We start from the raw sequence: 21,795 nt of genomic DNA on the forward strand, positions 1-21,795 counted from the left end.
GTCTCCTTTTTTGTACTAGTGTGCTTCGTTAGCTACCAGTTCTGCATATTCAGTGGCAGAAAGGAGACCTTTAGGCTCTTCAGTCAGCTTGATTTTAACAAGCCAGCCGCCTTCAAAAGGAGCTTCGTTTACTTTTTCCGGTGTATCTTCGAGATCTTCGTTAACTGCGATTACTTCGCCGCCTGCTGGCATGTAAAGTTCGCTTGCAGCTTTAACGGATTCGATAGAGCCCAGCTCGTCACCGATGGCGAGGTTGTCGCCAACTTCAGGGAGTTCAACAAAAGTGATGTCGCCAAGCTGTTCCTGAGCAAAGCTTGTAATACCGATGGTAGCTTCGTCACCTTCAATTTTTGTCCACTCGTGGCTTTTGCTGTAGAGAAGATTATCTGGGTAGGCCATGGAGTCCTCCTGAAAAGGTTTGTGTTGTTGTGTAGATATGGTTTGTTTTATCGTTATGACATAAATATATTTCGTCTAACAGATACTTGGGTCATAAGTCTAATTTGAAGGAAAAACAATGGCCAGATCACATAAAATGTAGGATCTGGCCATTTTTTTATCAAAAATTGATGGATTGTGCGCTCTATCAGGACTCCAAACATACCCCGAGGTTTTGGATTTCTTCGAGTAGCGCTCGTTTTCTGATTGGTTTGACTATGAAACTCGTTGCATTGCCTAAGAAAAATGCGTCGTGCACTTCCTGGCTGTCATCGAGTCCAGATATCATGATCACTTTTGCACCTTGCTCCGGAAGAATCCCATGTTCCTTCTCTAGATCGCGGATTTCGCGCAGGGCTTCTTGCCCGTCAACGTTCGGCATCATAATATCGAGTGTAACAACATCATATGGTTCGCCTGCTTTAAGTGCTTGCTGGAAAGCTTCAATGCCCTCTTCGCCGTCTGCAGCTAGGTCGGAATAACCATATGGATGAAGGATTTTTTGCACGAGTCGGCGACTGTCGAAATCGTCATCAACAATTAGAAACTTCATTTGGGAAACCTCCATATAGGACTATCGCTATACCATCACACCCTCTTTTTGCATAGAGCCTGCGGATTATAACCTGAGGCAAAAGGCATAGTTACAGTTCAGGCTCGATAACGCAAGACGCCCAAAACGGGGTAATGGAGTGAAGTGACTACACACCAGCGGCCTTAAATGCTTCAGAAACCATGTCCTGCGCTTCTTTTTGTAGGAGTGCTAAGTGATCCTTACCCTTAAAACTTTCTGTATAAATTTTATAAATATCTTCAGTTCCAGAAGGGCGGGCGGCAAACCAGCCTGATTTTGTTACGACTTTCAAGCCTTCGATGGACGCGCCGTTCGCTGGTGCCTGTGTCAGCTTTGTAAGGATAGGTTCACCCGCAAGCGTGTCAGATTTCACCATATCAGGAGAAAGTTTTTTGAGTGCGGCTTTCTGCTCCGGTGAAGCTGGAGCCTGCAAGCGTTCGTAAATTGGAGTGCCGAATTTCTCAGTCATGGCATCGTAATGCTGCTGCGGGTCTTTGCCGGTTACAGCCAGAATTTCCGCTGCAAGCAGGTTCATGATGATCCCGTCTTTGTCCGTAGTCCACACGGAACCGTCTTTACGCAGGAAGCTCGCGCCAGCGCTTTCTTCGCCGCCAAAGCCGTAGCTGCCGTCAATAAGACCCGGCACAAACCACTTAAAGCCCACAGGCACTTCTGCAACCTTTCTGCCCAGTGATTCAACCACCAGATCAATCATCTGACTGGAAACCAGCGTCTTGCCGACAACTGCATCTTTTTTCCACTGAGGGCGGTGTGTAAACAAGTATTCAATGGCAGCAGCAAGGTAGTGGTTCGGGTTCATCAGTCCCTTACTGCATACAATGCCGTGCCTGTCAGTATCTGGATCGTTTCCGCACGCAATATCAAAATGCGGCTGTAATTTGATCATATCCGTCATTGCCCACGGTGAAGAACAGTCCATGCGAATTACGCCGTCTCTGTCCATAGGCATGAAGCTGAATGTAGGATCGATTGTCTTGTTCACCACTTCAATATTCAGCCCGTACCGTTTTGCAATCGGTTCCCAGTACGCTTCACCAGCGCCGCCAAGAGGGTCTACGCCAATATGAACGCCAGCCTTCTTGATTGCTTCTACGTCGATAATATTCTCAAGGTCATTAACATACGGAGTAAGGTAATCGTAGCGCTGTGTGGTCGAGGCGGCCAATGCATCAGCCCGCACCGTACGCTTAACATTCACGTTACCCTCACGGATAAGTTCGTTGGCGCGGTCTTCAACCCATTTAGTAGTGCCTGTATCAGCAGGCCCCCCGTTAGGTGGGTTGTATTTAAAGCCGCCATCCTGCGGTGGGTTATGCGAAGGGGTGACAACAATGCCGTCAGCAATATCATCATGGTCACGGTTGTACGTAAGGATAGCATGGGAGATAACAGGCGTCGGAACATACGCGTCGTCTTTTTCAATCTTCACAGTCACGCCGTTCGCTGCCAGTACCTCAAGCGCTGTCTGGTGCGCCGGTTCTGAAAGTGCATGGGTGTCTTTGCCCATAAACAACGGGCCGGTGTAGCCTTGCATTTTACGGTATTCACAAATTGCCTGCGTCACCGCAGCGATATGCGGCTCGTTGAAGCTGCCGCCAAAAGCTGAGCCACGGTGGCCAGATGTGCCGAAAGCAACTCGCTGCTGTGGGTCATCAATATTAGGGATAACAGTATAGTACGCTGTAATCAGCTTCTGGATATTTACCAAGTCGGATGGAAGTGCCTTTTTACCGGCCTTTGGACTGATCGCCATTATATGCTTCCTTATGTTTTATTCTTTATATTCTAAAACCTATCAGGTGAGTTCTCTTTGGGCGAAATTTTACCACGGCTGATGCTGCACCTGAAGGATAACTGACGTGCGTTTAAGAAAGTCTGCGACGCTCTTTTTCTTTTTTTGCCTCCGGCGGCTGGGCTGAAACTTTTTTCAAAAAGTTTCCCCCAGACCCCCTTCAAAAACTTTTATTAGCGTGTGACATAGGTTGTTTATTATGTTGGAGAGCTTAGCGGTAACTACCAGTTTTAAGCGGATGAAAAGGCTGATGAGTTACAACGAAATATTGTTAATTTTCTTAAATTAAGGAGGGGTAGTCCCCTCGCGGCTACCAGCGCCATAACTTACGGGCGTAACTCGCCCCTAAAAGTTTTTGGAGATTTTTAAGAACCTTGTTCCAACAAGGTTCTTAAAGTCCCGCTGACAAGCGCCGTCGGAGACCCTCCCAAAAGCAGAGACCTTCATGAAATCGTAGTAATCTTGAAACGATGAAAGCGTTACGACACGCGTTGTTCAGCCTGCTGCTGAGCAAGGTAGTCGGTAACCTCTTCAAGTGACTGTTCTGCTTTGGTGATAAACTGATGTAGCAGCGGAAGCGCGTCGTAGAGCTGCTGATCACGGGCGTGGCGTTCTATTTGCTGCGCTGTTTCCGCAAGTGGCATTGCGCCTACGGAACCCATAGTTGCTTTGAGCGTGTGGGTAAGGCGCGCTACTTCGTCCGCATTGTTTTCATCAAATGCATTTTTCAGTAGCTCTAGAGATGCAGGTAATGACGTTAAGTATGTGCTGAGAACAGTCTGAATTATGTTCTGTCTGCCATTCACCATTTCAGAAATAGTCTCAAAATTTATGACCTTTGGAGTAGAGTAATCTGTGATGTTTGGCAATGCACAATTGTTTTTGACGTGTACTTTGCGGGTGTTTGAACCGTTGCTGAAGATAGAACGTAGTACTTGTTGCAGCGCATAGAGAGTGATTGGTTTTTGCAGCCATTCGGTTACTTCACCATCGTGGAAGTTGTCTTTTGATGTAATGGAATCGTGTGCGCTGATGGTTACAATCGGGATGGTGATATCGAGGTTAGGCACGTTGCCCGCACGGATGCGTTTAATGGTCTCTAAGCCGTCGAGAACAGGCATCTGAACATCCATAAGAATGATGTCGACGGTGATGCGTGAGAGCATGTCGAGTACCTGTTCGCCGTTTTCAGCAAGGTATACGGTGTGCCCGTCTTCTTTGAGCATTTGGGTCAGAACTTCCTGACTGAACTCGTTGTCTTCTGCCACGAGCACATTGAGAGCTGACATTGGAGCAACATCCTGGTGTGATTCGGAAAAGAGATGGTGCGCTGGTTCGGTATTCATTGCAGAGATATGACACGGGATCTGCACGGTGAATGTGGAGCCTTCGTTGACATTGCTCTCTACGGTGATGCTGCCGCCCATGCGCACTGCAAGCCGTTGAGAGATAGCAAGCCCGAGCCCTACGCCACCATGCGGTGCTACGTTGAATGCTTGCAGTTGTGCGAAGCTTTCAAAAATTTCTTCAAGATTGGCGGAAGGAATGCCAATGCCTGTGTCAGACACGGCGCAGGTGAGCATTACCTTTTTCTGCGGGATGTGGCGGCTTGTTGGCTGACTGTCGCTTTGTAGAGCATTTCCGTTAGTCAGTACCATTGCCTCAGGTTCAAGGAGGCTCGAGGGACTGTTTTCATCGCTCGGTATGGGCTGTGCGGTGCAGGTAACACATACGTTGCCGTTGTTGGTGAACTTGAGCGCGTTCCAGATAAGGTTAACAAGAATTTGCTTAACTCGTTCCTTATCGCCGGTGAGCAGCGGCGGAATGGCTTTATCAGTCGAAACAGTAAAGTCGAGTTTTCTTTTTGATGCTTCTCCGCGCATGAGGTCGCGGATGTTCCGCATCATGTCTAGTACGGAAAACGGCGCGAATTTGAGTGACAGTGCGTTGGATTCAATGGCGGAAAAATCGAGCAAATCGTTCAGCAGTGTGAGCAGGGAACTTGATGCCTTGTAGAGCACCTCCATGTTGCGTCTGCGCTCGGGGTCTTGTTCGGACCGGAGGCTGAGTTCGGAAATGCCGATGATGGCATTCATAGGCGTTCGCAGCTCGTGGCTGATATTTGCGAGGAAGTTGTTTTTTGCTACGTTTGCGGCTTCTGCTGCTTCTTTGGCGGCGATGAGGTTGTGCTCTGCTTCTTTTTGTAGCGTGATGTCTCGCACAAACCCCTCAAAACGAATGGAGCCGTCCGGCGCTGTGCGAAGGCGGGCACTTTCCATCACCCATAAGAGCCGCCCTCGGTTGGTGCGAATTTGTGATTCAAAGTTGGATACAAACCGCTTTTTGAGCATGGTGTTGACGAACTCAGCACGTCGCGTTTTGTTCACGTAAAAATGGTTTTCAAACCCGCGGAACGTGCTGCGCATTTCTTCCACAGATGAGAATTCAAAAATATTGAGGAATGCAGGGTTGGCGTTAAGGATTTCGCCGGAAAGTGTGCTCTGGAAAATTCCGTCCTGTGCGTTCTGAATAATGTCGCGGTAGTTTGCTTCGGTCTTAGCAAGTGCGGCGAGTGTTTTCTGTTGATCTGTGATGTCTTCGAAACATTCAATCAAGCCGATAAGCTGCCCGAAACCGTCCAGCATTGGTTCTGTATTCTTGATAATGGTGCGTAGCTCACCGTTTTTCTGCCGCAGAGAGTGCTGATTGCCGCATGTGGCGTGCTGCGAGTGCGGATACAGTGCGCATTCGTCTTTACAGGTATCCAGAAAAATAGCGGAGCAGGTTCGGCCTATCATTTCGATCGCTTTGTAGCCTGTAAGTTCTTCTGCGCGCTTATTCCAGCTGTCTATCTTTCTATCCATGGTGATGGTGAACACGGCACTCGGCACCACGTGCGTGAGCTGCTCTGCCTTTTGCCGTGCCGTCAGTGCGCGGATTTCTGCATTACGTCGAACCACAATTTCTGATTGCAGTTTGCTTAAGTGCTTGGCTGTAGCTTTTTTGCTGTCTGCTGCTTCTTTGAGGCTTTTTGCAAGTGAAGTGTTTTTTATGATCATATGCGCAGCAACGGCGATACTGGAAGCAGCCGCGAGAAACACGGCGTAGAAAATGAGAAGAATGCTATCGGAGAACTGTCCGCGCTTGAGCTTGGCAACTTCAATAAATGAGATTGCCGTAATGGTTCTGTTCAGTACCGGCATAAGCCGTACCTTCATAGGAACGGGGAGGTCATTAAGATGAGCGGCCTCGTTTAGCTGGAACGAGGTACTCGGTGGCACTGATGAGAGTTTCTGAACATTATACGTAAGGTCTGGTGTTGTGATAATGCGGGTAAACGGGGTGTCATTATATAGCAGGATGACGTTGAATTTTTCAGAATTCTGGAGCAGCAGTAGATATTTTTTAATGGCAGAGGACGAAATTGTTGCCGTGAGTTCGCCAACATGTTTGCCCATGATGAAATAAGGAATGGCAACTTGCAGCTCGCGGCTATCTTGTCGCTGTTGCAAGCCGAGCGGAGCGCTTGGGTCAACGGAAACATCTTCCGTCGTCGTTGTAATGATAACAGCCTTGCCGGGATTAGGGTTTGCGGTTGCCCGAATACGCATTTTGTATTTGTAGTCTGTAAAAGCTACTTCGGAGAAAATGTATTCGCCCTGAACCTTATATTCCATAATGGATCGTTGCAGCACCTGCTTGATGTCGGAGATGATGGCAAGCATGCCGTAATCGAGCGATATACCCAGTGCTTTATTATGGAAGTAGCTGGAAAATGCCTGAGCAGAGGCGAGGGTGCGTAAATCTCTATTACGTTCAGCAAAATAACCTTTGAATGCGCTGGAAACTTTTTGCGAGTCATTAACAAATTGTTCTTGTTTTATTTGTTGCAGCGAATATTGGGAACGGTGCAACAGAATGCCCAGTACTAAAAAGGCACATACAATGATGGCACAGAGCATCAATATTAAATTGAACGATTTTTCACCCGAAAAAAGTTGTTCAAGCGGCTTCTTCATTATGGCGAACTCTTCGTAAAGAATTTTTTAAAGTACTGGAATGAATTAGGGTAATAGCTATTAACCAGCTTTTGATATTCACCACTTTCCCAGAAAGCAGTGTAAAAGCGGTTAAACTCTTCTCTTAGCTCCAAGGAATCCGGAGCAAAAGCAACGCCCATATTTTGTTGCTTTGCTACTGGGCCGATTATCTTAAAAGAATAAGGCCACATCCCTAATGCCATTAAAGCACTGGGAGATTCCATGAGAAATATGTCATATGATGATTTTAAAAAAGAAATTGGCTGCGGAAGCATATGGAGCGGGATATTTACGGCAGTGTGTGCCGCATCGCGTAGCTTTGGGAAAAGCTTTACGTCGATACAAAGGTCTTTGATGCCGAAGACTGTTTTTCCCGCAGTCTTTGCAATCGTCATCTCAATATCTTTTTCCACGTTTCCGGTCGGCTGAATAGGTACAATTTCAGCGTCGGGTTTCGCAAGTAACCATACCTGTGCAGTGAACGTGGGCTTGGAAAAAAGTACATATTCTGTGCGTTCCGGAATCATGCTGAGACCGTTCGCGAGTATGTCACCACGGATTCTTGTGACGGGCTGACCAATGCCGGACGGAGTGGGACGCATTCCTATAAGATCAGGAATGGCGTTTCTCCAAGTTGTGGGGATGAATTTGTATCGGACACCAAGATATTCTGCAAACCTGCGTATAAGACTGCAATCAAGGCCGTCAGCATCGTTGTTTGCAAAGCGGGCGTAGGGAACGCCTAGATGGTGTAGCTCTCCGCGGGCGCGGATCTCTGTAAGAGAGATGCTATAGCTTGTTGAGTAGAAAAGAAAAATCGATAAAAAGCAGAAAACTGTAGCAATGGTTTTTGCGTATAGTTTGTTCACAAGTTCCTCCCAAACAGGTTACCCTGTTTTAACAGGGTAACCATATCAGCTTGGAAACTTTGTACTATACATTAAAGAGGAAGTGAACAACATCCCCGTCTTTAACGATATATTCTTTACCTTCAGAGCGCAGAGCACCAATGGCGCGACAGGCTGCTTCGGTTTTGTTTGCTACAAAAGCATCATACGCGATAACTTCTGCACGAATAAATCCGCGTTCGAAATCGGTATGAATAACTCCTGCTGACTGCGGTGCGGTGAAGCCGTCTTCGATAGTCCATGCGCGAACTTCTTTAACGCCTACGGTGAAGTAACAGATAAGACCAAGAGTGTTAAAGCTGGTCTGAATTACCTGTACAAGTCCGCTTTCGCTGATGCCGTAAGACTCAAGGAGTTCCAGTGCTTCGTCATCTTCCAGACCCTGCAACTCTTCTTCAACCTTAGCGCAGATTTTTACCAACTGGCAGTTACGGCTCGTTGCGAATTCACGCAGAGTGTTCACATGCTCGTTGTCTTCTGCAAGGCCGTCTTCATCAACGTTTGCGCAGTAAATAATCGTTTTGTCTGTAAGCAGGGAAAGCTCGTTGAGCTGTTCTGCCAAAACATCGCTGTCGCGTTTTGCAAAAGTAGATGCAGGGTTACCTTCGTTAAGGTGATCCAGCAGCTCTTTAATGCCGTTTACAACAGGGATCATTGCTTTGTTACCACGAGTGGAACGAACCAATTTGTCGTGACGTTTTTCTACAGACTGTACGTCTGCAAGCAGCAATTCAGTTTCAATGGTCTCAACGTCACGAATCGGGTTAACAGTACCGTCAACGTGCGTGATGTTTTCGTCTTCAAAACAACGGACAACCTGCAAAATTGCCGCTGCTTCACGAATGTTACCAAGGAACTGGTTACCAAGGCCTTCGCCCTGGCTTGCGCCGCGTACAAGACCGGCAATATCAATAAAATCTACAGTCGCGTGCAGTGTGCGCTGCGGATTTGCAATTTCTGTAAGGATGTCAATGCGCTTGTCCGGCACAGGAACAGTCGCTTTGTTGGGTTCAATTGTGCAGAAAGGATAGTTCGCAGACTCTGCGTTCTGTGCCTTTGTGAGGGCGTTGAAAAGGGTAGACTTACCCACGTTGGGAAGCCCAACGATACCGATGCTCAGTGCCATAACTTTTTTCTCCAGAATAATTTCTAAACCTTTGGCTCCGCGCGGCTATAATTCTTTTTAGCCCGAAACACAAATTCTTTCTCTCTTCAGCCATTATTTTACGCTGGGTTTCTGGGGCAATTCTTCATGGAATGTGAGTTGACAAAAATAGCTTATTAGGTATTATTCCTAATAATAAAACTTGTTATACGAACAAGGAGTTTTTATATGACCAAAGTACAAAAAATGGATGCGACATCGGTAGCGAAGTTGCTCCAGGAAGATAAAGCGGTGTTGCTGGATGTGCGAACCCCTACAGAAATTTTGGAACAGGAGATTCCTGACTCCATTGTGATGCCGTTTGATTTGGTATCTGCGGAGCGCATAAAAGAGACTATCGGTACAGATAAAAAAGTTGTTTTTGTCTGTCGCTCCGGCGGTAGGGCAATGCAGGCCGCGGAAGCGGTGGCTGGTTCTATAGATACTGCCGTTCTGGATGGCGGGATCGTGGCATGGAACGGCACAGGGCTGCCGGTAAAAGATGGCGTAAGGCGCATTCCGCTTGATCGTCAGGTTTTAATTACGGTTGGTACTTTGTTGCTTATTACATTGTTACTCGTGTTGGCTGTTTCCACAAAATTTGTCGCCCTCGTCGGATTTTTCGGCGCAGCAATGATCTACGCTGGAGTCAGCGGCAACTGCGGTATGGCGCGTGTTCTTTTATTGATGCCGTGGAATAAATCTCCGCTCTGTAGCAAAGCAGCGTGCGGCGCTGTTTATAAAAAATAGCGAGATAACTTTTTAGGTCGTTCTTTTTGTTGATCTGGTGAGAGGTGCTCATCAAGAAGGCGGATAGTACTAGATCCTACTCGAACCCCTTGAATTGAATTGTCGCTAATTTACTAACACCTCTCGACATACTTACAACTATGTTCTCTTACTCTGTGTTATGTCTCCCCATTATGTAAGTAACGGGAAAATAGGCAAGTAGCCAGAAAACGTCACAAAAGAGTGTTTTAACTACAACACATTTCTTAGTGCACGTTTTGCGTCATCTCTCTGTTCATTATGCATTCTTTTTATTCAGGAAGGTGTGTCCATGGGGTATAGAGCCTGCTGTTGAAGTTATTTTCTATAGATGAGTAGCCCTTTACATGTAAAATAAGATAAATTTTCAATGCTGTATGCTTTTTTGCATAACTCTTTCATGTTCCTACAGTGTCAATATATAAAAGCAATAACCCTATATTGTTGAAAATTGTGATATATACATTGCGGAAGACACACGAATCAATGAAAGGGAGTTATTTATTATGAAGAAAGAAATTATCGCACTTACTACAGCAGTGCTTTTGGTACTTACTGGATCTATTGCTTTTGCTACTAATAGTATACAGAAAGGAGATGGCTACACGGTTGCTTCTTCTCATGATCAAATGAAGCAAAAAGGTGATGACATGATGAAAGATCATGACCAGATGAAGCAAAAAGGCGATGACATGATGAAGAAGGGTGATGATATGAAGCATGATCATGACCAGATGAAGCAGAAAGGTGATGATATGATGAAGCAAAAAGGTGATGACATGATGAAAAAGGGTGATGAAATGAAGCATGACCATAGTACCTCAGGAAACTCCTGACAGAGAAACAAGGTCGAAGGACATTTCGCCCCACCAAATAGGAAGTGGAAATAAAATATAGCCTATTGAGGCACGAACTATATATGATGGCCGGATTTGCAATTAAGCAAATCCGGCCTTTCTTTATATGTTGTGGTGCAGACTTGAATTGAAAGATTGAATCGCCCCTAGTTTGTAAGCACTTTTGAGTTGAAAGATTGAACCTCTCCTAGTTTGCAGGCACTCTTGAGTTATGGATCGTAACGCCAGGAGGATGCGATGAGTGACAAGCGCTACGCGGAAGAATTCAAAATTGAGGCTGTGAAGCAAATCCCTGATTTGTAGTTTTTCCATTTTTTCTGAATTTGAGGATTATGTATTTGTCTGGTGTGCGAGCACTTGGCGCTGATTTTGTGTTCTCGATAGTAGTTCCTGAAAAACTGGAAAAATGGCTTTTGGACATGTTGGATTTCTGTCACTTTGTTTGGCCTTCAACATGCTTGTTATCGATTCTGACTATAAAGATGTTTTAGAGTAACAGCCTGTTTTGTAAGGGGATTAATAAGAAGGGGGCAGGGCTCATATCTACAAATTTTTATTTGTAAAAAGATTATGTATAAGTTTTACGTAAAGAAATGTTCAGGGTGTTCGATAAATATATAGGTAGTGCAAAGCGAATTAAATTTAGATGTTACGATATAAGGTTAGGAGAGCGTATGGCTATATCTATTAACTCTATGGGCCGTGATGAACTGGACCCTCTTGTAAAAAAACTCCTCACAAAAGAAATTGAAAATAGAGCTTCTGAAAATACAGAAAGTTTGAAAGCAGATGTGAGGGGAGATATCGTTACTATATCTGAAGAAGGTCGTGCGCTTTCTCAGGATAAAGAGAAATCTGGTGCGGGTGCCAAACAGGGTTCTGAAAAAACAGATGAATCAAAGCCAGCTGACAAAGTAGATAAAGCTGACACAGCAGATAAATCTGAGAAGGGTGGCAAAGCAGAAGGCGGCGCTGGGGCTGAAAAGACAGAAGGCAGCCAAAGCGAAGTTGATAAGCTGATTGAAAAGTTGAAAAAGAAAATCAAAATAGTTGAGCAGAGTATCCAAGAACTTAGCAGCTCAAATATGCCGGATGACGTTAAGCAAACCATGCTTGGCGCAAAAAATGAGCAGCTTTCGCTTTTGAACAATCAATTGCAGCAAGTGATGGAACAAAAGACAAAAGCAATGAGGTAAAGTCAGTGGCTCGTTCTGGCTCAAACTTTTTTGTGAAAATTTAAATTGTTTGTAATGTTAGGTGATGTCAGTTTTTTTTAATCGATTGGGCGCAGGCCTTTTTTACTGAAATAGTCTGATATTACGTACTGAAAATATTTTTATTCAACGCCCGCAAGTCTCGTAAATTTGGCAACTCCCGCTGGTTTACGAGATTTGTGCGATCTGCAAAACTTGTATGATCTGCAAGGAGCGTGAGCTTGAGTTTTTTTTGGTATACAAATCTACGGAGATACTAAAAAGCTCTACAATTCTACAATTCTACAATTCAACAACTCTACAGCTCTACGGAGACTCTGGGAAAACTGCTGGTTCACAAGAGCATAGGAACCAGCGAGAGTTATCTGATCTGAGGAAATTTCAGGAAGTTACAGAAATCTAAAGGAAGCCGAGGAACTACTAGGTCGACGACGTATACAGCTTGTGACAGTCCGTGTGGCTTGCTAAATTTACGACGTATACGGCGTCTACAAACGTTTTTTGCTACTCAGTTGCGTGTTTTTACATACACCAAAGTAAAAGCCCCTGACGGTTTGCGTCAGGGGCTTTTGCGCTCATAACAACACTACACAGCGTAGTGCGGTTAAGAAGAAAATTGTTAAGCTTTGTGGCGTTTCCACAGATCCAATTCAATTGGGATCAGTGCAAGAACCTCGGAATCAACACCGCTGGCAGTCATAATTTCGTTGCCAACGAGTTCTTCCAGACAAGATTCTGCTTTTTTAAATTTAGCATCAGATGTGATGTCGTTAATAGTCATGCGCCATCTTCTTCTTTCGTCAAAAAAGAGTACGCAATCAATGCCTTCGCGAGAGTATGTGTATTTACCAAACGGCGGTTTTTTAGCCGTTTTTTGCTGATGAACTTGTTCCATGCGGGGTATATACGCCATAAAAACTTTGGAGTCTACGGTTGGATAGCCCTGATGAAATGTTAACTTTTGTTGTGCGAGGCAAAAAACTTTTTTGCTATAAAAAATAGGTGTGTCGATGCCATGCGTAGTATTGCTCCGCACTCCCGTGAAGAAACGTTAAAATCTAATGAGATAGTTGATGTCCCACTTTGCATCTTGCATATGATGTGATAGGTTGGCGCATCTTTTTTACTGATGGAGGGAGTATGCTTCGAGTTCAATACATACTAATGAGCTTTCTTTGTTGTTTTTTACTTGCAGGATGTGGGCCTGCTGCACCGGACGGTAACTATAGTAAACTTGTTTACTCTGCATTGTTGCCGACTGAAAAAGATAAAGTAGACGTATGGTCAGAAGATGTTTTGGCCAATGGTGTACTTGTAAAGGCTGATAAGGCCATTTTTTGGGTTGATGCTAGCAGCCGTGTTTTCGCGCTTAATAAGCAAGGGATTGCTATTACAGATTCCCAGAGTGGAGTAACAGGTGCAACTCCGCAGCTACTGAAGAACATTAACCGTGCTCTTGCCGCCGCAGGCAAGAAAAGGCTTAATGCACAGGGTGGCTGGAAGCTGTTTAAGTGGAATGACAAGAAATAAAGACTGCTTGTTTGCTAGGGCTACAGAAGCTTCGGCGTGTTAATTGAAAAAAATATTGTGCCTCAAACGCGTTAGCTGCCACGTTGCCCAAGGTTTCGCTATGGTTTTTTCGCTGTAGCATATGTACTGCGTACATATTTACGGTAAGGGCTGGTCATCAGCTTGCTGCTGCAATGTGATGATGTTTGTTACTGTCGTTTGAGGATCTCATAAATTTAGGGTGGAGTTTTAACTCCACCCTTTTTTTGTCTAAATTTTAGCAGGCAGGATATATGTCTTTTTAGCCTTTATGACCACATAGTCGTTTCTGGCAGAGTAGACCTATTCCCAGTTAAGCAAACGTTGTTCGCCCGTGAGAGCTCGAATGCCGGTTACATCCTGTGAGGCTTCCAGACAACCTAGGTAGGTTCCATCTTTGTCGCGCACTGCGTAGTAGCGGATATGGATGAATACGCCGTTGAGCTCCAGCCAAAACTCGGCAACATCGCGTTCTCCTGCCTTGAATGCTTTGAGGATATTTTCCACCATGTAGACACTTTTCGGCGGGTGGCATTTGGATACGTCGCGTCCGATGATTCCGGCGCTGCGCGGGAAGACACGTTCTTCTGTCTGTGAGAAGTAGGCAACTTTGTCGTTGGCATTTACGAATGACAAATCAACTGGGAGTGATTTGAGAATTGCGTTAATGACGTGCGGTTCCAGCTCGCCTCTGTCTAAAGATATTTCGCCGATTTGCGGTGTCTGCATGGTGGCACCCTCTACAGGTTCCCAGTCTGTGCCGGGGGTAATCCATGCGTAGCCTATCTCTGTTTCTCCTTCGTAGACCTGAGCCCAATCTTCATCAGAAAATGTTTCGAAGACCATCGGGAAGAGGATGTTTTCTTCTTTATGAATCATGTCGCAGATAGCAACTGCAAGATCGTGCACTGTGTCGAGCGTGCTGTTTAATTCATCCTCTGCAAGCTCTGTACGTGCTTTTTTGAATAGGGCGCGTATGTCGTCATGTAGTTCCCACATGACCTGTGGAGGCGCTGTGAGGCCGTGGTTTTCCATGATCGGGAATAACTGATTTTCCTTGCGCTCGTAATGCCTGATGATTTCTGCAAGGCTTTCAATTTCTGCAATTATGCCGCTTTTGGCTGCGAAAAATTCCAGCGGGTCTTTTGCGCCTTTGATTGCTTCAAGGAGCGCCTTACCTTTTTCATCTGCTACTTTGTTTTCTTCTTGGAAACTGTGCAGCGGGTGTCCTGCTGGAAGCTCCGGCAATGCGCTTTGCGCTACCGAGTTTTCAAATAATTCTACATGCAGATCGCATAATTTTTTAATTTCTGTTTCCGGTATGCCTTCAGCTACGAGCTTTTGTTCCATCTGCCCGATTTCAGCAGGGGAAACATTGTGCAGGAGCGTGAGAAATTCTTTGCGAACTTCGTCAATAGAGGCTCCGTTATGCAGACGCATAACGATATTCTTGAGTACCTCCACGCGGTCTTCACCGGAAGAGGATGCAACCTGCGGACTTTCGTTGGGGTTGATTATGGTGATGTTGTCGCTTGTGTGGTGATAGATTTGCGTGGCGACTTCTAATAACAGCTCGCCAAGATCAACGTTGCCCATGCCTGATGCTTGTTCCAGCGTAGCAATGCTGCCGATGGTTTTACGCATGATCGGATTTTTGAGCTTAGAAAATTTTGGGGATTTGTCTACAAAGTAATCTAGTAGGAATGGGTATTCTTTAATCAATCCACCGATTTTAGTCTTCTTCGAAAGTTCCATAACGCTGCTCCATGAATAACAGTTGCAAGGCGAAATCATCTTATCACAGAGCAGTCAGGTTTGGGTGGAAATTTTTTGAGTTTTTTAAAGCCCGAGTTGATGAACCAAAAAACCGCCACCGTGTCTTTCTTCTGATAGTTCACTGATATGGTTGTCAAAAGTAATAAGCTTGCAAGGCGTGTCGAGCACCCTTTTGCAACCATGCATAGCAGCGTGAAAACATAATGCACCCATGAGCTAAATCGACTGACAGTTGCCTGAGTGAGGCTCCCCAAACCCTCAAAGGCGATGGGTATCCATAACTCTCGATTTCGATTTAATAGCGAATAAATAATCAATCTGCCCGCATATATTCCCCATGCTTAATTGATTGTATTCCCGTGCAGAAGTTGGTTTTTGAGAACGAAGCAACACGTTTTGGATTGTAGATATCCTATGAGAGACGGCGTTATGAGGATTACCCTAACGTTAGTCTTTATAGGTAGCATGAACGATATGGTGCAACCGGATTAACGAGGGCGAGCCGTACTATCGAGTCAGCGTTTGTCTGTAGTAGAAAGAAATAGTGAATGGAGGAGAGGTCATGGAAATGAGCAATATGCCTTTGGGAGGACATTGGGTGCTGGTGATCATTATGATCATCTTAGCAACATGGGTTATCTATAGATATCTTGCTCCGCAAAACGCTAAAGAATGGCGAAACGCTGGCTTGATCCAAGGCTTTATTATTGCTTTATATGCAGAAATGTACGGGTTTCCATTAACCATATATTTGCTAACTGGCTTTTTTGGGTTGGAGATTCCGTGGCTGCACATGCGCGGGCACCTTTGGTCTACTCTTTTAGGGCTGGGTGATGTGGGCGCGATGGTTGAAATGATCATTGGCCTCGGGTTGGTAATACTCGGGCTGCTTCTTTTGGCGAGAGGGTGGTCACAAGTCTATAAGGCGCAGAAAGACAACCGACTTGTAACCGACGGTCTTTATACATACGTACGACATCCGCAATACACGGGTATATTTTTGATCCTTTTCGGCCAACTGGTTCATTGGCCGACGATTCTGACGCTACTTCTTTTTCCTGTAATTGTGATTGCTTATATATATCTTGCCCGTCAGGAAGAGGGCGTTATGCGCAAAGCTTTTGGACAGAAATATGTTGAGTATATGAAGCACACTAGAATGTTTTTTCCTGAGTTTAAAAACTGGAAGCTGCTATTTAAAAAGGGCTGATATTACCTTTTGATTCTTGCTTAATATTGTTCTCACGCATTACTTTGTCCACCAACTGGCGGACATCGGAGAGACATCAGCGACCTTTTGGGTTTTTAACAGCGCATTGGCAACTGCCTTCTTTTTTTTCGTTCATGATGCGCATGAAAATAGTGGATTTTCCGTTAGTGAGAATATCCTTTTCTATGTCTTCGGCAGTGTACCCAAAGCAGTAACAAATAAGCTCTGACATTATTTAGCTCCCCAAAAAATATTTACTTTTAAAACCATATTCTTGAATTGATCTATTTCCTCAATCCCCAACGGCTACGTTGCACATAAAGTATCTGTAAATGCCCCACAATGTTTTTCCTACATATAGAAAAAGGGCGGAGCTAAAAAACTCCACCCTTAAATACAACTTTTTTGGCTATACCTGCCCTGATAAACTCTCCTGAAAAATTCTACAGGCCTTCCTGCAAAGAAGCCGCGAACAATTTTTTGTAAAAAAGTGCTCTCGCTAATTCGCAGTCAAGAGGGCGTCCCTCTTGCGGGTGTAGGGCAGAGCCCACCCGTCGGAGACTCGCCGAAGGCATAAAACCCACAGAAAGCGCCGCAGGCTAACACAGGGTTAATAAACAGTATGCTAATCAAATGGCAACTTCACACCGCCCCCGTCTATGTATTTGACGGAGGATTTTTTCTGCGGCGCTGGCTGCTTTTTCTTGCTGCTGTATACGCGCTTTGCAGGACGACAGATGTTGCCCTTGATGATGGCGGCTGATCTTTGCAGCACGGTTGCAACGGCATACTTTGTTTTGACTTCAGTAACCTTGATGGTCGCGATCTTTGATTCTGCACGTCCAAGGGATTCTTTTGTGTAAGGATCAATGAGTCGCTCGCCAAGGTGGTATACATTGTAACGCTGGCCTTCTTTGAGGTTTCCGCCACCCATGTTTAAGTAAATCTGCTTGCCTGTAACCTTGATCACCTTGAGGGGATATATGGCTTGCAACAACTGTGTGCTGATCTTTTGTGAGACCATTTTGGACAGGCGCGCGGAAAGCGTAGCGATGGAGGTTGGAATCTCCCCTTCGTAGGTTTTGTCGACGGTGACAGTGGATGACCATTTAACCTGCATGGTGGCGGGCACGATTACTTTGTAGGAAACTTGCGCCGCGATACGCTCTCTGTAGTAGCTTTCGCCGGTGATTGTGATGCCCATGCGGGTGCTTTTTGTGACATAGGAGAGAATTTTGCCTGTCACAATGTAATCAGCACCAAGGCGCATTCCAAGCTTTGCTTTCTCTTCCACTGCAAAATCGTCACTCTTCCACTTTTTCTTTTCACGCTGGTAGAGGGCTTCCTCTTCGCGATCAAGAACGGTGAAACGCCTGCTCTGTACAATGCTGTCAGTAAGCTTTTGCTGGAAGATCTGCGGCACGCCGCGTTTGCGGTTTGTTGAAGATGCTTTAAATCCTACGATGGCAAGCTTACGTCGAGTGGTCGGTGGTAAGCCGGGTGTTTCGTAGACGTTTACTTTCGCCTTTAAGGTTACGTTCCACAGACCGTTTGTCTTGTTCTCGTTTATAATTTTGTAGCCTGCGATGACACCGGAGCTTTTTGTGTCGGTTACGGAGGTGCTTTCTGCCGTGAATTTGGTGTTCCGCTTGCCATTTTCCGTTTTGGTCTTGCTGGAGCGCACGGCGGTTGTGGCTGACTTCAGACTGACGCCTTTGATCTGGCGCACTGCCTGAATCAATGCATCTTCAATGGCTGCTTCGCGTGACGCTGCGGTGCCTGTGGCGGTAGCGCTTACGATGTCTGCATGGCTTTCTACAGAAAAAATGAGAAGCATCATGCAGGCGATGGTAAGAATGCGCAGAATAGCTTTAGGTGGTGTTTTTTTAGAAATCGTCAACATCCATCATCTCCTGACCCATAACTGCGTTTGACGAAGTGTGCTTTTTCGCCTTGCGGGTTGTGGTTTTCTTTGTAGTGATAACAGCCTTTTTCAAGTCTTTTGCAAGCTTGTTTGACTGTGGTGACCATGTGTAAATTACGCCTACAATTTCCTGATTGTACTCAGGATGCTTGTATATCCATGTGGTGAGCTTGCGCACACCTGGAAGATTATTGACGTGGCCTTTGGCGTTGATGGTCTGGTTGAGCGTGCTGATGAACTGCTTGGAGCGTTCTTTACTGCTGAAGGTGCTGCCATCCGCTTGCTGCTCTATGATTCCGATGGTTTTTTCAATCTCTTTACGTCCGGTTTCCTGACTGAACATGCCGTGGGATTTGAACAGGAACGCAAAGTTTGCGTACGCCTGTGCATCCGCATGACGCAGAGCCATTTCGCGGCCTTCTGCGCGCTCGTCGTAGTCGGTGCCGGTGTAGGCATTGCCTGCCTGACCGTAGGATATGAGCACAGGGTAGCCAGCTTCATTGTAGATACGGCGGATGCCGAACTGCTGGAAAAGGGCGGCAGGATTGCTGCCGATGATGTTACGAACGGACTCACCGCCAGCTTTGCGTGGGTTAGGACGCAGCTCGCCTTTGTTTGCGATGAGAGAGTTTACCCAGCTTTTGAATTTTGGAGACGCAACAACAGCAACGGCAACTTCGTGTCTGCCTTCAGAGTTGTTGGCTTCAAATGTCTGCACCGGAATCATACCGCTGAGCTCTGCACTGGCTGTTGTGATGGTGCGCTTTTCAATGGCACTGCGGAGAAGATCTTTTCTCTTTTCCATTGGCAAAGCTTTGAATTTTTCTGGATCAACACCATTTTCATTCAGCATGGTGTCGAGTTTGCCGCCCATCACGGCTACAGCTTTGTCTAAAATTTCTTCAAACTTGTTAGTGCTGCCAAGTTCCTCGCGGGTGAACTCCGGCATTGTGGGGTCTTGTTTGATGCTTTGAAGGGCTTGTGCTCGTACAGTAACACCAAGGTATTTCATGTACTCAGCCTGCGCCTTTAAATACGCTTCTTCAAACGCCATGGTGCGGAAGTTTGCCCAGTCCGGATGGTCTGCGGCAACTTTTACGCGCGCTGTGCTTACGGTGTAGAAGAGCTGGCCTTTGTCCTGCCTGCGCAGGAAGAGGGCACCTTTACCCGAGTCGTTGTACATGGAGATGAGGTCATTAAGCTCTACCTTTGGGTCAAGAACCTGCGGTACTGCGGCTTCTGCAACTGCTTCTTCGATGGCAATGGCCTCTTGCAGTGTTGCCGGAGCAGGTGCTTCAAGGGTTGTTACGCCCTGTGCAAAGGATAGAGTCGGCAGAATGAGTAATGCAACAAGTGCTGCGATGCAGCGCTGTGCGGAGCGTGAAAAAAGTATCTGCATAGTTAGATTCTCCTAATGAAAAGGGGCTGAACGACTTCAGCCCCAAGAAAACAGTATGTTACCAGGACACTGTGCCGGAATCACCGCGTTTGATGATCGGAGTTTCGCCTTCCCAGAAAGCAAGGCCGGTGTTGATGTCTGTAAGCGTGAGCATGAAGAAGTATTCAATCTGGTCTGTGTCAGAATCAATGCGGTGGTTACGCTGGATGATCTTGCCGGATAAGCTTAAGTCCGGAGCAACAATCTGGCCTTTGCGTGCTACGTTTTTCTGATTCACTTCCTGAGATTTTCTCAGCTTGCGAGCTTCTGCAACCATCGGGTCTTCAGCGCCGTCGATGCCGATGGCGGTGGTTGTTACAACTTTGCCGCTGCGAAGCAGATCGATGCGAATTTTTTTAATGAGCTGGTCAGTGTCGATGTTCTGCATTGTGTCGTTGAGTACACGGGACACAACCATAACGTAACGACCGCCACCCGGTTTGGATACTGCGCCGGAGGAGAGCATTTCGTTAACAGCAGTGGAAGCTGCCTGTTCGAAGTCTCTGTAACCGAGACCCATAATGCGTGCGTTGGTGTCGTTATTTGGATCAATCATGGTAGCAGCGTTGCGTTTACCACAACCGGTGGTAGCTGCCATAAGAGCAACCAGAAGGAGGAGTAAAAGTTTTTTCATTATAAGCTCCGTTGTAAGGAATGAATAAATATATACAGAGTTCTGTATGAGCTAATTTCCAAGAGGAATAGTCTGCACGTACGGTATGCTGCCAGTCTGCGGCATACGGACGTACACAATAGAATATGTAGTGTCCGGCAATGTTGCTGATGCCAGCAAGCTGCCGTTTGGTGCCTGAATGCGTAGTGTTTTGTTTTTCGGTTTCGGTACGCGCATCAGCTGGACATTTTTAGGTAATGAGAGCCACGAGCGGGTGTCCGCCTGTGTCATTATTGATGTAAATATGCCGGTGGCAAGTCCCACAAGCTGTCCGCCTCTGCGTTGTGCCAGATACTGTCCGAAGGTTTTTGTCGCGGTGGAAGCCACAGCTTTTGTGATTGTCGACGTTAGATGCGCTTTATATTCTGCCTGCATTACCCTGTCAAAGTTGCACAGCATCTTCGAAGTGTATTGTGTAGAGCCTGATGTGGTCTGAATAAATGGCAGGGCTGCGTTGCGTGTCTGTAATCTCGGCATGGCAAAAGAAACCATGGAGACTCCCGCACGTTCGCCAGCAATAAATAGCGGAATATCAACCCGTAACTCGTCTACTTCCGGCGCAAGGCCGTTTTCAAAAATAACCCAGACGGTGGGTTCGCGATATTTGCTGTTTTTTCTTCCGCGCGCAAAGTCTCTGGACATGGCGGTATCCAGCTCTACATATGAGTTATTTGGAACCATGCCCTTTACGCGCTTCAACATAGTATTACACTTGTTGTAGTCGCTTTTTATTTCGCCGTTCACACAAAAGAATAAACCGGAAAGATATGTTGCGTACGGGTTTACAAAATCACCGTAGCCTGTCCAGTGGTTAACTTCCGGCATGGATTGATCCACAGACTCTTTTGCAAAATCTTGAATGCGGAGCAAGTCGAGTACTGGATCATCGCCTCTTCTTCGGGATGAAATTTGTCTGTTCTGCTTTGCACGCTGTTCTTTTGCGTCGTTCTGCAGCTCTTTAATTTCTTCCTTATATTCTTCTACAGCACGGCGCTGTCGATCCAGTGTGCGGTTAAATTCTACACGTGCTTTGCTGCCTTTATTGAGCGCAAGCAAAGAAACACCTTTGTACATGTTGATGAGAACTGTGTCGCTTGTCTTAGGCTCGTAGTCCATGAATTCCCTGTTAAAGAGAATTTCCCCCATAACCTTTGATGCCGCGTAAACATCGCTTTCAGTCTCATCACTTTTTACTTCGGCTTCAGACTCATTCAGGAGTGTGTATGCATCCTCAAAGCGTCCCTGATTGAAGCGAACCATACTTGCGTCGAGCAAGAAAGGCAGCGCCTTGTCGTATTCTGTATCAAGGATTGTGGAAGCAGTTGTGGTGTCGCCTAAATAGTACGGTTGAAGTAAAGCTTTTTGCTCTTCCTGCTGCATAGCAGCGCAACCGCCTAATAGTGCTACTGATATCAGTAACACGCACAATAATTGTTTCATTTCCCACCCCGTTACCAGTTATAATAGGCT

The 21,795-nt window shown here is 46.0% G+C and carries 18 protein-coding genes; 5 read left to right on the forward strand and 13 right to left on the reverse strand.

What is annotated here, in order from left to right:
* Positions 1-15: 15 nt before the first annotated feature.
* From gcvH to ychF, 6 genes are all read right to left on the reverse strand, one after another.
* Positions 16-399: a glycine cleavage system protein GcvH gene (gcvH, locus tag ACZ5V1_RS04535; RefSeq protein ID WP_464390820.1), complete on the reverse strand. Its 384-nt coding sequence runs from the start codon at positions 397-399 to the stop codon at positions 16-18.
* 187 nt (positions 400-586) lie between these two features.
* A complete protein-coding gene (locus ACZ5V1_RS04540) occupies positions 587-991 on the reverse strand; it encodes a response regulator (RefSeq protein WP_464386046.1) in 405 nt (134 codons plus the stop codon).
* 148 nt (positions 992-1,139) lie between these two features.
* The gene (pgm, locus tag ACZ5V1_RS04545) at positions 1,140-2,786 is read right to left on the reverse strand and encodes a phosphoglucomutase (alpha-D-glucose-1,6-bisphosphate-dependent) (RefSeq protein ID WP_464390821.1); all 1,647 of its coding nucleotides are present in this window, start codon (positions 2,784-2,786) and stop codon (positions 1,140-1,142) included.
* A gap of 518 nt (positions 2,787-3,304) precedes the next feature.
* Complete coding sequence (locus ACZ5V1_RS04550; protein WP_464390822.1) at positions 3,305-6,844, reverse strand: PAS domain S-box protein; 3,540 nt, start codon at positions 6,842-6,844, stop codon at positions 3,305-3,307.
* Positions 6,844-7,734 (reverse strand): transporter substrate-binding domain-containing protein, encoded by an 891-nt coding sequence (locus ACZ5V1_RS04555; protein WP_464390823.1) that lies wholly within the window; start codon positions 7,732-7,734, stop codon positions 6,844-6,846. Before ACZ5V1_RS04555 ends, ACZ5V1_RS04550 begins: the two co-directional genes overlap by 1 nt.
* 64 nt (positions 7,735-7,798) lie before the next feature.
* Positions 7,799-8,899 carry a redox-regulated ATPase YchF gene (ychF, locus tag ACZ5V1_RS04560; protein WP_464390824.1) on the reverse strand — a complete coding sequence of 367 codons (1,101 nt, stop codon included), beginning with the start codon at positions 8,897-8,899 and terminating at the stop codon, positions 7,799-7,801.
* Between the two features lie 207 nt (positions 8,900-9,106).
* On the opposite strand from ychF, the gene ACZ5V1_RS04565 reads away from it, so the two are divergent.
* From ACZ5V1_RS04565 to ACZ5V1_RS04575, 3 genes are all read left to right on the forward strand, one after another.
* On the forward strand, positions 9,107-9,667 hold the full coding sequence (locus tag ACZ5V1_RS04565; protein WP_464390825.1) for a rhodanese-like domain-containing protein: 561 nt from the start codon (positions 9,107-9,109) through the stop codon (positions 9,665-9,667).
* A 524-nt stretch (positions 9,668-10,191) separates the two neighbouring features.
* Positions 10,192-10,521, forward strand: a complete 330-nt coding sequence (locus ACZ5V1_RS04570; protein WP_464390826.1) for a hypothetical protein — start codon at positions 10,192-10,194, stop codon at positions 10,519-10,521.
* Positions 10,522-11,216: 695 nt separating this feature from the next.
* Positions 11,217-11,738, forward strand: coding sequence for a hypothetical protein (locus ACZ5V1_RS04575; protein ID WP_464390827.1), 522 nt, complete (start codon positions 11,217-11,219; stop codon positions 11,736-11,738).
* 637 nt (positions 11,739-12,375) lie between these two features.
* Here the strand turns inward: ACZ5V1_RS04575 and ACZ5V1_RS04580 are convergent.
* Positions 12,376-12,651: a hypothetical protein gene (locus ACZ5V1_RS04580; RefSeq protein WP_216846864.1), complete on the reverse strand. Its 276-nt coding sequence runs from the start codon at positions 12,649-12,651 to the stop codon at positions 12,376-12,378.
* A gap of 245 nt (positions 12,652-12,896) precedes the next feature.
* On the opposite strand from ACZ5V1_RS04580, the gene ACZ5V1_RS04585 reads away from it, so the two are divergent.
* Complete coding sequence (locus ACZ5V1_RS04585; protein WP_464390828.1) at positions 12,897-13,286, forward strand: hypothetical protein; 390 nt, start codon at positions 12,897-12,899, stop codon at positions 13,284-13,286.
* A gap of 321 nt (positions 13,287-13,607) precedes the next feature.
* Here ACZ5V1_RS04585 and ACZ5V1_RS04590 read toward each other — a convergent pair whose 3' ends face one another.
* Entirely contained in the window at positions 13,608-15,059 is a 1,452-nt protein-coding gene (locus ACZ5V1_RS04590) for a DUF438 domain-containing protein (protein ID WP_464390829.1), read from the reverse strand.
* 583 nt (positions 15,060-15,642) lie between these two features.
* Here ACZ5V1_RS04590 and ACZ5V1_RS04595 point away from each other — a divergent pair.
* Entirely contained in the window at positions 15,643-16,290 is a 648-nt protein-coding gene (locus tag ACZ5V1_RS04595) for a methyltransferase family protein (protein ID WP_464390830.1), read from the forward strand.
* A gap of 76 nt (positions 16,291-16,366) precedes the next feature.
* On the opposite strand, the gene ACZ5V1_RS04600 is transcribed toward ACZ5V1_RS04595, so the two are convergent.
* From ACZ5V1_RS04600 to ACZ5V1_RS04620, 5 genes are all read right to left on the reverse strand, one after another.
* On the reverse strand, positions 16,367-16,522 hold the full coding sequence (locus tag ACZ5V1_RS04600) for a bacterioferritin-associated ferredoxin (protein ID WP_464390831.1): 156 nt from the start codon (positions 16,520-16,522) through the stop codon (positions 16,367-16,369).
* A 393-nt stretch (positions 16,523-16,915) separates the two neighbouring features.
* Positions 16,916-18,193: a CsgG/HfaB family protein gene (locus ACZ5V1_RS04605; RefSeq protein WP_464390832.1), complete on the reverse strand. Its 1,278-nt coding sequence runs from the start codon at positions 18,191-18,193 to the stop codon at positions 16,916-16,918.
* Positions 18,177-19,613 carry a DUF6844 domain-containing protein gene (locus ACZ5V1_RS04610; protein WP_464390833.1) on the reverse strand — a complete coding sequence of 479 codons (1,437 nt, stop codon included), beginning with the start codon at positions 19,611-19,613 and terminating at the stop codon, positions 18,177-18,179. The genes ACZ5V1_RS04605 and ACZ5V1_RS04610 overlap by 17 nt, the downstream gene beginning before the upstream one ends.
* Positions 19,614-19,671: 58 nt before the next feature.
* A complete protein-coding gene (lpoB, locus tag ACZ5V1_RS04615; RefSeq protein WP_464390834.1) occupies positions 19,672-20,286 on the reverse strand; it encodes a penicillin-binding protein activator LpoB in 615 nt (204 codons plus the stop codon).
* 51 nt (positions 20,287-20,337) lie between these two features.
* Positions 20,338-21,765, reverse strand: coding sequence for a COG3014 family protein (locus ACZ5V1_RS04620; RefSeq protein WP_464390835.1), 1,428 nt, complete (start codon positions 21,763-21,765; stop codon positions 20,338-20,340).
* Between the last annotated feature and the right edge of the window lie 30 nt (positions 21,766-21,795).

This window comes from Halodesulfovibrio oceani subsp. galateae, from assembly GCF_055397225.1.

Coding starts and splice junctions, on each gene's coding strand:
- gcvH (WP_464390820.1), bottom strand. CDS start 399: ATGGCCTACCCAGATAATCTTCTCTACAGCAAAAGCCACGAGTGGACA.
- ACZ5V1_RS04540 (WP_464386046.1), bottom strand. CDS start 991: ATGAAGTTTCTAATTGTTGATGACGATTTCGACAGTCGCCGACTCGTG.
- pgm (WP_464390821.1), bottom strand. CDS start 2,786: ATGGCGATCAGTCCAAAGGCCGGTAAAAAGGCACTTCCATCCGACTTG.
- ACZ5V1_RS04550 (WP_464390822.1), bottom strand. CDS start 6,844: ATGAAGAAGCCGCTTGAACAACTTTTTTCGGGTGAAAAATCGTTCAAT.
- ychF (WP_464390824.1), bottom strand. CDS start 8,899: ATGGCACTGAGCATCGGTATCGTTGGGCTTCCCAACGTGGGTAAGTCT.
- ACZ5V1_RS04565 (WP_464390825.1), top strand. CDS start 9,107: ATGACCAAAGTACAAAAAATGGATGCGACATCGGTAGCGAAGTTGCTC.
- ACZ5V1_RS04570 (WP_464390826.1), top strand. CDS start 10,192: ATGAAGAAAGAAATTATCGCACTTACTACAGCAGTGCTTTTGGTACTT.
- ACZ5V1_RS04575 (WP_464390827.1), top strand. CDS start 11,217: ATGGCTATATCTATTAACTCTATGGGCCGTGATGAACTGGACCCTCTT.
- ACZ5V1_RS04580 (WP_216846864.1), bottom strand. CDS start 12,651: ATGGAACAAGTTCATCAGCAAAAAACGGCTAAAAAACCGCCGTTTGGT.
- ACZ5V1_RS04585 (WP_464390828.1), top strand. CDS start 12,897: ATGCTTCGAGTTCAATACATACTAATGAGCTTTCTTTGTTGTTTTTTA.
- ACZ5V1_RS04590 (WP_464390829.1), bottom strand. CDS start 15,059: ATGGAACTTTCGAAGAAGACTAAAATCGGTGGATTGATTAAAGAATAC.
- ACZ5V1_RS04595 (WP_464390830.1), top strand. CDS start 15,643: ATGGAAATGAGCAATATGCCTTTGGGAGGACATTGGGTGCTGGTGATC.
- ACZ5V1_RS04600 (WP_464390831.1), bottom strand. CDS start 16,522: ATGTCAGAGCTTATTTGTTACTGCTTTGGGTACACTGCCGAAGACATA.
- ACZ5V1_RS04605 (WP_464390832.1), bottom strand. CDS start 18,193: ATGTTGACGATTTCTAAAAAAACACCACCTAAAGCTATTCTGCGCATT.
- ACZ5V1_RS04610 (WP_464390833.1), bottom strand. CDS start 19,613: ATGCAGATACTTTTTTCACGCTCCGCACAGCGCTGCATCGCAGCACTT.
- lpoB (WP_464390834.1), bottom strand. CDS start 20,286: ATGAAAAAACTTTTACTCCTCCTTCTGGTTGCTCTTATGGCAGCTACC.
- ACZ5V1_RS04620 (WP_464390835.1), bottom strand. CDS start 21,765: ATGAAACAATTATTGTGCGTGTTACTGATATCAGTAGCACTATTAGGC.